Raw genomic sequence first — 13,360 nt, 5'->3', positions numbered from 1 at the left:
CTCTGCCCGCGCCCATTTCGAGGTTGGAACATGTTTGAAAATTTACAGGATCGCTTCGAGCGTGTCCTGACCAATCTGCGGGGTCAGGGTCGCCTGACCGAAGAGAATATCAAAGACACCCTGCGCGAGGTGCGCATGGCGCTGCTGGAAGCGGACGTGGCGCTGCCGGTGGTGCGCCAGTTCGTCGAGGACGTGCGCGAAAAAGCGCTTGGCGAGACCGTCACCAAGAGCCTGACTCCCGGCCAGGTGCTGATCAAGATCGTCAATGACGAGCTGGTCATGCTCATGGGCGAGGCCAATGAGCGGCTCGATCTCACCGCCCAGCCGCCGGCAGTGGTGCTGATGGCCGGCCTACAGGGCTCGGGCAAAACGACCAGCGTCGCCAAGCTCGCGCGCTGGCTCCAGGAAAAGCAGAAAAAATCGGTCATGGTGGTGAGTTGTGACGTGTATCGTCCCGCAGCCATCGAGCAGTTGCGGACGGTCGCCGCTGAGGTCGGCGCAGATTTCCATGCGAGCCAGGGCGACGAGGATCCGGTGACCATCGCCCGCCGCGCGCTCGATGACGCGCGCCGTCATTTCAAGGACGTACTGATCGTCGATACTGCCGGTCGGCTGCATGTCGATGCCGCCATGATGGACGAGATCAAGGCCATCCATGCCGCGCTGAACCCCATCGAAACCCTGTTCGTGGTCGATTCCATGACCGGTCAGGACGCCGCCAATACGGCTAAAGCGTTCGATGAGGCGCTGCCGCTGACCGGCGTGGTGCTGACCAAGACCGATGGCGACGCACGCGGCGGCGCGGCGCTCTCGATCCGCCAGATCACCGGCAAGCCGATCAAATTCCTCGGCACCGGCGAGAAGACCACGGCGCTCGAACCCTTCCATCCTGACCGCGTCGCCTCGCGCATCCTCGGCATGGGCGACGTGGTGTCGCTGGTCGAAGAGGTGCAGGCCAAGGTTGACCGCGATCAGGCCGAGAAGCTGGTCAAGAAGCTCAAGAAGGGCAAGGATTTCGATCTGGCCGACTTCAAGGAGCAGCTCGAACAGATGAACAGGATGGGGGGCATGATGAGCCTGATGGAAAAGCTCCCCGGCATGAACCAGATCCCGGATCACATCAAGAACAAGGCCAACGACAAGGAGATGGGCAAGCTGGTCGCCATCATCAATTCCATGACGCCCAAGGAGCGCCAGTTTCCGGCCATCATCAAGGGTTCGCGCAAGCGCCGCATCGCCGCTGGTTCCGGCACCCAGGTTCAGGACATCAATCAACTGCTCAAGCAGTTCATGCAGATGCAGAAGATGATGAAAAAGATGAAGGGCGGCGGCATGGCCAAGATGATGCGCTCGCTCCAGGGACGACTGCCGCCGGGGATGCTGCCGCCCGGCGGTGGTTTCCCGCCGGGTGGCGGCTTTCCTCCGGGTGGCGGTTTTCCGATGTAGGGCCCAGCCACCGATTCGGCCGGGTTGGACCTGGTGACGAAGCTCCGACTTCGTCACCCGCGAGACGAAGCTCCGCTTCGCGAATCCGAGGAGCGCGCTGATCGATCCCGGCGAAGGCTTGAGGCAGCCGTCTCGTGAAGCAGAGCTTCGTTGCTAAGGTCACGAAGCCGGAGCTTCGTAACCAAATAGGAGCTTCGTGACCAGAGAACACACCATCGACGCCTTCATCGCCCGCTGGGGTAACGGCATCAGCCACGGCGGCAACGAGCGCGCCAATCTGCAACTCTTCATCGTCGAACTCTGCGCCCTGCTCGATCTGCCGCCGCCCGATCCCGCCAGCGCCAATCGCCACGACAACGCCTATGTCTTCGAGCGCGGCATCACCGAGCAGTTCGCCGATGGCGGCAGGACCGTGCGCAAGATCGATCTCTACCGCCGCGCCTGCTTCATCCTCGAAGGCAAGGACACCGGCAAAGAGACCGGCAGCGGCGGCTGGGATACCGCCATCCTGAAGGCGCGCCAGCAGTCCGAGAACTACGTCCGCTGTCTGCCGCCCGCTGAAGGCCGACCGCCCTTCATCGTCGTCGTCGATGTCGGCAAATCCTTCACGCTCTATGCCGAATTCAGCCGCTCGGGCGGTCACTATGTCGCCTTCCCCGACGCGCGGAGCCACACCATCCGCCTGGAGCAACTGCGCGAGGCCAGGATCCGCGAGCTGTTGCGCGCACTCTGGCTCGACCCGCTCAGTCTCGACCCCACCCGTTACGCGGGCCGGGTCACGCGCCGGATTGCCGACCGGCTCGCCGCGCTCGCCCGGTCGCTGGAAACGGACGGCCATCCCGCCGCCGAGGTCGCCAGTTTCCTGATGCGCTGTCTGTTCACCATGTTCGCCGAGGATGTCGGACTCCTGCCGGAGCGCAGCTTTACCGAGCTGCTGGAACGCCGCCAGCACAACCCGGCCACCTTTCACCGCCAGATCGAAAGTCTGTGGCGCACCATGAACAGCGGCGGCTTCTCCGAGTCGCTGGATACCGAGGTGCTCCGCTTCAACGGCGGACTCTTCGCCGATGCCTCCGCCATCCCGCTCAACGCCGGGCAGATCGGGCAACTGATCGCCGCCGCGCGGGCCGACTGGCGCTATGTCGAACCGGCCATCTTCGGCACCCTGCTGGAGCGCGCGCTCAACCCCCGCGAGCGCCACAAGCTCGGCGCGCACTATACGCCGCGCGCCTATGTCGAGCGTCTGGTCCTGCCGACCGTGATCGAGCCGCTGCGCGCCGAATGGGCCAATGTGCAGGCCGCCGCGCTGGCCTGCCGACAGCAACGCAAGACGAAGGAAGCCATCGCCGAAATCCAGCGTTTCCTGTTTCAGCTCTGCAACACCCGCATCCTCGATCCCGCCTGCGGCAGCGGCAATTTTCTTTATGTGACGCTGGAACACATGAAGCGTCTGGAAGGCGAGGTGCTGGAACTGCTGGGCAGTCTCAAAAAAACCGGCTCATTCGACATGGAAGGACTGACCGTCGATCCGCACCAGTTTCTCGGTCTGGAGATCAACCCGCGCGCCGCCCGCATCGCCGAACTGGTGCTCTGGATCGGTTATCTGCAATGGCACTTCCGCACCTATGGCGACGTCAAGCCGCCCGAGCCGGTGCTGCGCGATTTTCACAACATCGAACACCGTGATGCGCTGATCGACTCTGACGGCGTCGAGACGATCACGGATGCCGACGGCAACCCGGTCACACGCTGGGATGGCGTCACCTTCAAGACCAGCCCGATCACCGGCGAGCAGATCCCGGACGAGTCGGCGCAGGTCGAGCAGGTGCGCTACCTCAACCCGCGCCGGGGGGTGTGGCCGCAGGCGGATTACATCGTGGGGAATCCGCCCTTTGTCGGGAACAAACGCATGCGCTCGGCATTGGGAGATGGCTATGTGGATGCCGTGCGCCGCACTTGGCAGGAAGTGCCGGAATCGGCGGATTTCGTCATGTACTGGTGGCATATCGCCGCTGAAACGGTGCGGGCCGGAGAGGCTCGCCGCTTTGGTTTCATCACAACCAATAGCATCAGGCAGACCTTCAACCGCCGTGTGCTTGAACACCACCTGAGTGCTACCGTGCCTTTGTCGTTGCTCTATGCGGTTCCGGATCATCCTTGGGTGGATTCTGCTGATGGCGCGGCTGTCCGAATTGCCATGACCGCTGGCGCAAGCGGCGAGCATATAGGGCGACTGGGAACGGCTGTTTCTGAACTGGAAAGTGAGAGTGAAGGGATTGCAGTCACCTTGGACGTGCAGACAGGAAAGCTGTTAGCAGACCTGCGTATCGGGGCGAATACCGCCGCCGCCGCATCGTTGCAAGCCAACGCTGGCCTTGCTCTACGTGGGGTGACTTTGGTTGGAACAGGTTTTATCGTCACACCCGATCTATGCGAAAAGCTCGATGGTGGCGCTCTAATGAGACCCTACAGAAACGGGAAAGACCTGACGGACAAACCCCGTGACGTCATGGTCATCGACACTTTTGGCCTCACCGAATCAGAACTGCGAAGCCAATACCCCGACTCTTGGCAGTGGTTGCACGACCATGTGAAGCCGGAGCGCGATCAAAACGTGCGCTCTTCATACCGCAAGAACTGGTGGATCTTTGCCGAACCTCGCAGCGAATGGCGCACGGCAGCGCGAGGATTGGCTCGCTATATCGCAACACCGATGACCGCCAAACATCGTATCTTCATTTTCCAGGAAGCCAATATCCTTCCCGATCAAGGGCTTGTACCAGTCGCATCCGACGATGCGTTCGTGCTCGGGATGCTTTGCAGCTATTTGCACATCATGTGGGCGCTGGCACAGGGAGGAACATTGGAAGACCGACCTCGTTACAACCAATCACGCTGCTTCGAGACCTTCCCCTTCCCCGACGCCACCCCCGAACAGCAGGCGACCATCCGCGAGCTGGCCGAACAGCTCGACGCCCACCGCAAGCGCCAGCAGGCCGCGCATCCCGAGCTGACCCTGACCGGGATGTATAACGTGCTGGAGAAACTGCGCGCGGGCGAAACCCTGACCGCCAAGGATCAGACCATCCACGCTCAGGGTCTGGTGTCGCTGCTGCGCGAACTGCACGACGCGCTTGATCGCGCCGTCTTCGCCGCCTATGGCTGGGACGATCTGGCCGCGCGGCTGGTCGGTCTGCCCGGTGCGACCACGCCGCTGCCCGACAAGCCCGATGCTCAGGTCGAAGCCGAAGAGGAACTCCTGCGCCGTCTGGTCGAACTCAACGCCGCACGCGCGGCTGAAGAGGCGCGCGGCCACATCCGCTGGCTGCGTCCCGCGTATCAGAATCCCAATGCCCGGACCGTGCCGCAACAGACATCCGCCGCACTGGATACGGACGAGGAAGCAAGCGCCGTGGTAAGCGCCAGGGTCAAAAAACGCGCATGGCCGAAAGGCATGCGCGACCAGATCGCCGCCGTGCGCGAGACCCTGGACACCGGGGCGATGACGCTGGAAGAACTGGTGTCGCGCTTCAGGGATCCCGGCAAAACCGCCTCGCTGATCGTCGAAGCACTCGCGGCGCTGGAAGATCTGGGCATGCTGCATCGGGATGGCGACCGCTACCGCATGGCGGGCTGATGCCCACGTCCCGCCAACGTAACCAATCTAAAGCAGCGGACGCAGATCCAGGAACATCCTGCATGGAAACGTCTCGCTCAACGGCTGGCACCCGAAGTGGGCATAGAAGGATCGCGCCTCTACGTCGATGGCATCAGTGACCAGCAGCCGGAAGGTGACGGGGCCGGCGTGAGCCAGTTGCAGGGTCAGCCCCAGCGCCTCCTCGAACAGATAGCGGCCCAGTCCCTGCCCCCGGACACGGGTATCGACCGCCAGCCGCGCCAGCAGAATCCCCGGAATCGGGAAGCGCGGCAGCCGGTCCAATGCGGGGAGCGGGGCCACCGCGTCGCGCTCGACACTGACGGTCGTGAGGCTGAAATAGCCCGCCAGCCGGGGCGGATCGATCCCGGCATCAATCACGACATAGGTTCTCGCCAGGAGATCCTTTTCGGCATGACGCCAGGCGAACCGACGCAGATACTCGGCCAGACTGGAATGCGGATTCTGAAAATCGGTCAGCAGCGGGCGATGGGCACGGTTCAGCGGCTCGATGCGGATCGTCATGCGTCAGTCCGATGCCGGCCAGCGGAGCGATGGAGGTTGACGCGGCGTCTGCGCCAGATTCGCCAGCGCCATGCGCAAGGCGGGCGGCGGGTCAAAGCCCTGGTCGAGCAGGTTCGCCAGACGTTCCGTCTCTGCCTCACTCAAGACCAGTCGCGCGCCCATCGGATGCTTCGCCGTGGCCTGCAAACGGTCCAGTGTCGGATGCAGAAGCTGCTCGACCGCCTCGCCACGGCGTGCCTCAATGATTCGCCCCTGCTCGGCCTGACGCGCCACCCAGCCCGTGATCGCCGCCATTTCACGCAGGAGATCCGCCTTTTGATTGGGTCCGAGTCCGAACCGCTCGCGCAACAGATCGAGTTCGGCGTCGAGAACCGCATTCGTGAGAGCCTGAAAGCGCGCCATATCAACCTCCTCTTTTTTGAGTAAAATCTTACTCATATCAGCCCGACTGCACAAATGCGATTTTCTCTCGCGCTTTTCTTGATCCCATCCATCGTTCCATTCAATCTACCCACTGTTCAATTTTAGATCCGGCACCGGCATCGATTCCCGGCGCCTCGGAGACCGCGCATGTCGATCACCATCAGCCTGACACCCTCCACCATCAAAGGCTCCGCCGGGCTTGGTCTGGCGCTGGCACTGTGCGCACCACTCGCACCGGCGCTGGCCTCGCCCTGGGGCGCGATCACGCAGCCCTCATCAGGAGCACCCCAGGTCATCGGCGCGACGGCCAACGGCTGTATCGGCGGGGCGGAGATCCTGCCCGCAACCGGGCCGGGCTATGTCAGCGTGCGCCGTTTCCGTAATCGCTATTACGGACACCCCAACCTGCTCCGCTTCATCTCCGACCTGGGGCGCGCCCAGCAGCGTCGGCACGATCAGCTCGTCATGGTCGGCGATCTCAGCCAGCCGCGCGGCGGGCGCATGTCGTCCTCGCATCGCAGCCATCAGAACGGTCTGGACGTGGACATCTGGTTCACCCTGGCGCCCTCCCCCGCCGCCGCCAACCGGCTGATGGACAAGACGACCGATCCACCGAGCATGGTGCGATCGGACGGTCTCTTCGTCAGCGAGCGCTGGGGCGAAAATCAGCGTCTGCTGATCGAGAGCGCCGCACGCCATCCGGCGGTGGACCGCATCTTCGTCAATGCCGCCATCAAGCGCGCACTGTGCGAGGAAACACGCGGGGATCGCGGCTGGCTGCGCAAGGTGCGGCCCTGGCGCGGGCATGATGCCCATTTCCATGTGCGTCTCGCCTGCCCCAGCGACAGCCCGCAGTGCGTGATGCAGGATCCGCTGCCGCCCGGCGACGGCTGCGGCGCGGATCTGGCCTGGTGGTTCAGCGAAGAGGCCCGCAAACCGAGCAAAGGCGGCGCGCCCACCGCGCCCGAGCCGGTCATGCCAGCGGCCTGTCAGGCCGTGCTGCGGGATTTTTAACCGGATGAACGGGGCCGAACAGCCGGATCCTTCGAGGCGGCAATGAAGGCAGGTCTGGACCCCGGACGGAAGCGGCGGCGCGGCGTCCGCCAACATCTGCACCATCACGCTCCGCTGATCGCGGTGGTCTTCATGGTCGGGACGCTGGTCGGCGCCATCACGCTGGCCTCCGGTCAAACCAGGTCGTCGGCTGGCGATGACGCGACGGCTCAGGGGTCGGGCATCACCCTCACCGCAGAAGAACAGCGCTACCTGGACCGGCTCGGCCCGCTCACCATCGGCGCCGATCCCGACTGGCGACCCTTCCAGTATCGTGATCGGCAGGGTCAATTCAGCGGGATCGCCACCGACCTGCTTGAACTGGTCGCCACCCGACTGGGGCTTGCCTTCAACTATGCGCCGGTGCGGGACTGGGATGAGGCGGTCGAACAGTCGCGGGCTGGCCGGATTCATATCCTGCACTTTCTGAACCAGACCCCCGCGCGCGATGAGTGGCTGCTGTTCACCGAGCCGCTGCTGGTCGATCCCAATGTTTTCATCACCCGCGAGGAACATGCGTTCATCACGGACGCCACTCAGTTGACCGACGAGACCATCGCCCTGCCAGGGGGAACCTCGATTGAGGAGCGTGTCCGGCGCGATTTCCCCAACCTGACCATCTTCAAGGTTCCAACCGAAAACCAGGTCTTTCAGGCGGTCTCAAACCGGGAGGCGGATCTGACACTGCGCTCCCTGACCATCGCCGCCGACACCATCCGCAAGGAAGGGCTCTTCAACCTGAAGATCGCCGGCCAGGCGCCCGAACCCTATGTCAACCGTCTGCGCATGGGCGTGCTGAAGAGCGAATCCATGCTGCGCGACATCCTGAACAAGGGCATCGCCAGCCTCACGCCGCGTGAGCGCGAGGAAATCGTCAACCGCCATGTCAGCATCACCATCGTCAATCCTGTGGATTACGGGTTCATCCTGCGCATCGCCGGGGTGCTGGGTGCGCTCATCGCGGTGTCGTTCTACTGGAATCTGCGGCTGAAAACGACCAATGCCGCCCTGCGCGAAAGCGAGCGCAGCAAGGCGGTGCTGATCGCCAACCTGCCCGGAGTCGCCTATCGCTGTCGCCATGACCGCGACTGGACGATGGAATTCATCTCCGACGGCTGTCTGGAACTGACCGGCTACCGCAGCGAGGACTTTCTGCATAATCGCCGGCTGTCGTTCAACGAACTGATTCTTCCGGAAGATCGCGACGCGGTCTGGCAGATCTGGGACGAGGCCCAGGACAGCGGGCAGCCGGTCAAGCTGGAGTACCGCATCCTGGCGGCGGATCGGCAGGAAAAATGGGTTTTCGAGCAGGGGATGTTCGTCGAGCCTGCCAACCGCCATCCCCGCACTCCCCGGTTCATCGAAGGGCTCATCATCGACATCACGGATCGCAAGCGGGCGGAAGCCGACCTCTACCGGGTGTCCATCCATGACGAGCTGACCGGACTCCACAACCGGCGTCATCTCATGGAACGGCTCGCCAGACTGGCCGCCGAACAGGCGCGCAATGGCCGGATTTTTTCGGTCGCCCTGATCGACCTGGATTTCTTCAAACGGATCAACGACACCTACGGACATCCCGCTGGCGATTTCATCCTCGCCGAGTTTGCCGCGATGCTGGAGGCGAATGTGCGTCCTTACGATCTGGTGGGGCGTCATGGCGGCGAGGAGTTCATCCTCGTCACCCTCGATACCGATGGCGACCAGACCGCCGCGCTGCTCGACCGGCTGCGGATCATCGTCAGAGACCGGATTTTTGTGTTCGAGGGTCAGTCGTTGCGCATCACCTTCAGCGCCGGCGTCGCCAGCAGCCAGGAGACCGTGCCCGTCAGCGCCGAGTCACTGATCGCCGAGGCCGACAGGCGGCTCTATACCGCCAAGGCGCAGGGACGTGATCAGATATCACATGCCGCACCGGGCGCGGTTTAAGACTCCCGCAGCGCCGTCGTGACCGGCAGGCTGGCGGCACGCAAAGCCGGAAAGAGTCCGCCGACGAAGCCGATGCCGAGCGCCCATTGCAACCCGCGCAGCATGAGTTCAGGCGTCACCTGAAACTGGAACACGACCTGGCTGAAATTGGCGCCCAGGGTGGAGACCGTAAAGCCGTTGAACAGCCCCCAGGCGATGCCAGCGCCCAGGATGCCGCCGACCCCGGCCAGCGTCATGGTCTCCAGCATCACCGCCACCACGACCGGCACTCCGGTAAAGCCGAGCGCGCGCAGGGTGGCGATCTCACGCGCACGATTGGCGACGGCGGCGTACATGGTGTTGAGCGCGCCGAAGACCGCGCCGAGCGCCATGATGACGGCAACCCCGGTGCCGATACCTCGGATAACCTTGGTCAGCCGCTCGGACTGCTTGCTGTAATAGGCGCGCGTGGTCTCGACATCGACCCGCAGACGCGGATCGGCGGCGAGCGCGGCGCGCAGTGGTTCAATGGCCGCCGGCTCGGTCAGACGTGCGGCGACCGACTGAAAGCCGTTGCGCCGGTAGGCCGCCATCAGCAGTTCGGCATCGGTCCAGACCTCGGAGGCATGGGTATCGCCGGAGGCGAAGACGCCGACGATCCGCCACTGCTGGTTGTTGAGGTTCAGATGATCGCCGATCTCCAGTCCGCTGAACTGGCGCTGTGCGCCCTCCCCCACGATCAATTCGCGCAGACCCGGCGTGAAGCGCCGCCCGGCAGTGATGCGCACCTGCGGACGCAGCTCCCAGGCGGCGGGGCCGACGCCGCGTACCTCCAGATTGGCGTCCGTGCCCGTGGTGCGCTTGGGGACATTGGCGACCACGATCACCTCACGCGACGCGATGGGGATATCGCGTGCATCGCGCGCGATGCCGGGCGCCTGCGCAATGAGCGTGGTCGCCGGTCGATCCAGCGCGGAAGAGAGTTCAGCATTGGCCCCGGCGCGCAGCACCAGCACGGTCTGTTCGTTGCCCGCCGCCTTGAGCGTCGCCTCGAACCCTGCCGCCATCGCCTGCAGGGCGACCAGCACGCCCACCACCCCGGCGATGCCGACCACCACGACCGAGGTCGCGCCCAGACGCTCTGGCACTGTGGCGAGACCGACCCAGGCAATCGCCAGCGCCTGCCCCCCGCCGCGCGTCAGCAGCAGCCAGCCGGTCAGCAGGACCGCGAAGACCAGCATCAGCAGCGGCGCGGCGATCCAGATGCCGCCGACGATGAGCAGTGCGGCAATGGCGGCGAACTGACGTGCCAGGTTTTTAAGGCGACTTGGTAACAAGCTCATGCCTGTAAGCATCTCAAATGGACAGGATCAACAGGATTCCTCAGGATGGACAGGATTTTTAGATCATTGTTTTTCATCCTGTTAATCTTGAAAAATCCTGTCCATCCTGTCCATTTTCCGAATCAAGGCTCAACGCCCGGCCAGGGCATCGACGATGCTCAGACGCATCGCCTTGAGCGCCGGTGGCAGACCGACCAGGACACCGATGAGGGTCATGAGCCCCAGACCCAGCATCCAGGTCTCGGGCTGCATGGTCAGATCGAACTGACCGCCGGTGGCCTCGCGGATCGCCGGCAGCGACAGACGCGCCAGGATCAGACCCAGCAGGCCGCCGAGCAACAGCAGCAGAATCGACTCGGCCAGCACCAGCCAGAGCACCGCCCGGTTGGTGAAACCGATGGTCTTGAGCACCGCCAGTTCGGGGATGCGTTCGCGGATCGACTGCGCCAGGGTGTTGCCGGTCAGGAGCACCAGGGTAAAGAAGACCGCGCCCATGATAGCCTTGACGATGAGCCCGATATCGCCAATCTGCTTGGCGAACGACAACTGAAACTCGCGCTCGCTCTGGGTGCGGGTCTCGAAGGCCGAATTGGCGAACTGGCGGTCGATGGCCTGCGCCACGCGGTCGGCCTGCGCCGGATCATCCACCCGCGCGATATACCAGCCAATCGTGCCCTGAGACTCCAGACTGCGCCCCTCATCGAAGTAATCGTGATGAAAGAGCATCTGTTTCTCAGACGGTCGCAGCGCCGGCTCCGAGGCATGAAAGATGCCGACCAGATCGAAGGTCCAGACCTCGCCGCCATCGCGATGCGGAAAGATGGTCGCCTTGAGCGGAATGCGGTCGCCGACCTTCCAGCCGAAGCGGTCAGCCAGCGATTGGCCGACCACTGCGCCGGTGCGGGTCTTGATGAATGCCTGCCGCTGCGCCCGGGGCAGCACCAGTTCAGAATACATGTCGAGATAGGTCTCCGGCTCGACCGGAAAATTCGGGAAAAAGTTCTTGGGGTCCTGATAGATGCCACCGAACCAGCTCGCATAGGTCACGGTCTTGACACCGGGGACCGACTGGATGCGGTTGAGATAGGCAGCCGGCAACGGCTGGATCAGCGACAGACGCGATGAAATGATGAGCCGGTCGATCCCGGCCACATTCTGCGGCGATTCAAAGGCCACCCGCACGGCATCCAGCATGCCAAAGAGCGTAAAGGCCGCCGCCACCGAGAGCAGGGTCAGCAGGGTGCGTGTCTTTTTGCGCAGCAGGGCGGCGAGCAGGAGCGGAAAATATTTCACGACATCACAACCGGCAGGGTTTGCAGTCATTTAAAAGTCGAGCCCGATCTTCAGGAACGACTCACAGCCTGGGGCCATCTTGCCTGACAGCGACAGAATCACGCACACATTCAACCGGAGCGAATCGAATTGACCTGGATTCATCTTTTATTTTGGCTGTTTTTCACACTCGTCGGCAATGCAGCCAGTGCCGGCGATTCCATCCATACCAATGGCTTGGATCAGGAGATCGCTGTCTCCTCGGGCGCTGCATCATCCACCCTCATCAACGCCTGCTGGACGGCGGACGAACTGCGCGGTCGGCCTGATGAGCGGAAAATCCGCTCTCATCTGCCCGTTGATCACAACCCGCCGGAGCAGCTCGCACCGAGCGCGCCCGCGCAACCGCTGGGGCCGGATCTGGCGCGCTCGATCCGTTCGGTGAAACCGGCCAATGACGCAAAGCTGGTGGCGCTGACCTTCGATCTGTGCGAGCAGTCGAATGACATCACCGGCTACGATGGCGCGCTGGTCGATCTGCTGCGCACCGAACAGGTGCCCGCCACCTTTTACGCGGGCGGCAGATGGATGCGCTCGCACCCCGAACGCACCATGCAGCTCATGGCCGATCCGCTGTTCGAGCTGGGCAATCATGCCTGGACGCATGGCAATCTGCGGGTGCTGCGGGGACAGGACATCACCGATCAGATTCAATGGACCCAGGCGCAGTACGAGATCCTGAGAAATCAATTATTGAGCCGCTCCTGTGCGGCGGCGCTGCCTGAGGCGGCGCGGTCGATTCCGCGCCTGCCGGCCACCTTTCGCTTCCCCTACGGGACGTGCGACGCCAGCGCCCTGGCCCAGGTTGCAGCAGCCGGGCTCTATCCGATTCAGTGGGATGTCGTGACCGGCGACCCGGCCAAGGGTCAGAGCGCGCAGCAGATCGTCAGGGCCGTGCTGAATCAGGTGCGTCCCGGTTCCATCGTGGTTGCCCACGCGAACGGTCGCGGCTGGCATACGGCTGAGGCCATGCAGACGCTGGTCCCGGCCCTGCGCAAGCGCGGTTATCGCTTCGTCACGGTCAGCGATCTGCTGCAAGCCGGCGCGCCGGTCGCGGTCGAGGCCTGCTATGAAATGCGTCCGGGCGATAACCTGAAATATGACCGATTGTTCGGGCGGGGTACGGAATGAAGATGCGTGAACTCTTCTCCCCCTCCCCCCAGCCCCCTCCCGCCGGGGGAGGGGGAGATGTCTGCCTGACGCCAACCCTGACCCTGCGCCCGCTCGATGCCAACGAGGCGACCATCCTCGCGGCCAAGCTGGTGGAGATGGAGCCGTGGCGCGGGCTTGGCTCGACCGTCTCAGGTCTGGAGCGGTATCTGACCCGCGACGATTGCGCCCTGTCCCGTCATGCCATTCTGCATCGGGGCGTCCTCTCGGGTGTGATGACGGTGCGCGAGCCCTGGCTGCGCGGCGCTTATCTCGAACTCTTCGCACTCTGTGATGGCGCTCAGGGACAGGGTCTGGGGCAGGTCATCATCGACTGGCTGGCTGCCCGCACGACCCGCACAGCGCCCAATCTCTGGGTGACGGTGTCGGCCTCGAATGACCGGGCGCGGCGTTTCTATGCACGGCAGGGCTTCGTGCCCGTCGGCGATCTGCCCGATCTGGTGCGCGATGGCTGCACCGAGATCCTGCTGCGTTTATCCCCGCGCGACAGAACCTGAACCAAAAC

10 protein-coding genes are annotated in these 13,360 nt (G+C 63.6%); 6 read left to right on the top strand and 4 right to left on the bottom strand.

Features of this window, described 5'->3' with window-relative positions; all coding sequences use genetic code 11:
• The first annotated feature begins 30 nt into the window (after positions 1-30).
• The gene (gene ffh / locus EDC35_RS08265; RefSeq protein ID WP_132976787.1) at positions 31-1,446 is read left to right on the top strand and encodes a signal recognition particle protein; all 1,416 of its coding nucleotides are present in this window, start codon (positions 31-33) and stop codon (positions 1,444-1,446) included.
• Between the two features lie 196 nt (positions 1,447-1,642).
• Positions 1,643-5,083, top strand: a complete 3,441-nt coding sequence (locus tag EDC35_RS08260) for a class I SAM-dependent DNA methyltransferase (protein WP_132976786.1) — start codon at positions 1,643-1,645, stop codon at positions 5,081-5,083.
• Positions 5,084-5,110: 27 nt separating this feature from the next.
• Here the strand turns inward: EDC35_RS08260 and EDC35_RS08255 are convergent, their stop codons facing one another.
• Both EDC35_RS08255 and EDC35_RS08250 read right to left on the bottom strand, forming a co-directional pair.
• Positions 5,111-5,626: a GNAT family N-acetyltransferase gene (locus EDC35_RS08255; RefSeq protein ID WP_132976785.1), complete on the bottom strand. Its 516-nt coding sequence runs from the start codon at positions 5,624-5,626 to the stop codon at positions 5,111-5,113.
• 3 nt (positions 5,627-5,629) lie between these two features.
• Positions 5,630-6,064, bottom strand: coding sequence for a hypothetical protein (locus EDC35_RS08250; RefSeq protein WP_132976784.1), 435 nt, complete (start codon positions 6,062-6,064; stop codon positions 5,630-5,632).
• A 132-nt stretch (positions 6,065-6,196) separates the two neighbouring features.
• Here EDC35_RS08250 and mepA point away from each other — a divergent pair, with 132 nt between their 5' ends.
• Both mepA and EDC35_RS08240 read left to right on the top strand, forming a co-directional pair.
• Entirely contained in the window at positions 6,197-7,063 is an 867-nt protein-coding gene (mepA, locus tag EDC35_RS08245; RefSeq protein WP_132976783.1) for a penicillin-insensitive murein endopeptidase, read from the top strand.
• 42 nt (positions 7,064-7,105) lie between these two features.
• A complete protein-coding gene (locus tag EDC35_RS08240) occupies positions 7,106-9,031 on the top strand; it encodes a diguanylate cyclase (RefSeq protein ID WP_243651553.1) in 1,926 nt (641 codons plus the stop codon).
• Here the strand turns inward: EDC35_RS08240 and EDC35_RS08235 are convergent.
• The gene (locus EDC35_RS08235; RefSeq protein ID WP_165903379.1) at positions 9,028-10,353 is read right to left on the bottom strand and encodes an ABC transporter permease; all 1,326 of its coding nucleotides are present in this window, start codon (positions 10,351-10,353) and stop codon (positions 9,028-9,030) included. The two genes, EDC35_RS08240 and EDC35_RS08235, sit on opposite strands and share 4 nt — an antisense overlap.
• Before the next feature lie 129 nt (positions 10,354-10,482).
• The gene (locus EDC35_RS08230) at positions 10,483-11,676 is read right to left on the bottom strand and encodes an ABC transporter permease (protein WP_243651552.1); all 1,194 of its coding nucleotides are present in this window, start codon (positions 11,674-11,676) and stop codon (positions 10,483-10,485) included.
• Positions 11,677-11,775: 99 nt separating this feature from the next.
• Here EDC35_RS08230 and EDC35_RS08225 point away from each other — a divergent pair, with 99 nt between their 5' ends.
• Together EDC35_RS08225 and EDC35_RS08220 are read left to right on the top strand one after the other, a co-directional pair.
• Positions 11,776-12,816, top strand: coding sequence for a polysaccharide deacetylase family protein (locus EDC35_RS08225; protein ID WP_165903378.1), 1,041 nt, complete (start codon positions 11,776-11,778; stop codon positions 12,814-12,816).
• 2 nt (positions 12,817-12,818) lie between these two features.
• Entirely contained in the window at positions 12,819-13,352 is a 534-nt protein-coding gene (locus tag EDC35_RS08220; RefSeq protein ID WP_165903377.1) for a GNAT family N-acetyltransferase, read from the top strand.
• Positions 13,353-13,360: the final 8 nt, after the last annotated feature.

Source organism: Thiobaca trueperi (assembly GCF_004342175.1).
Taxonomy (GTDB): domain Bacteria; phylum Pseudomonadota; class Gammaproteobacteria; order Chromatiales; family Chromatiaceae; genus Thiobaca; species Thiobaca trueperi.
Note: the sequence above shows the minus strand (reverse complement) of the source record. Positions and strands in the feature narration are given on the sequence as shown.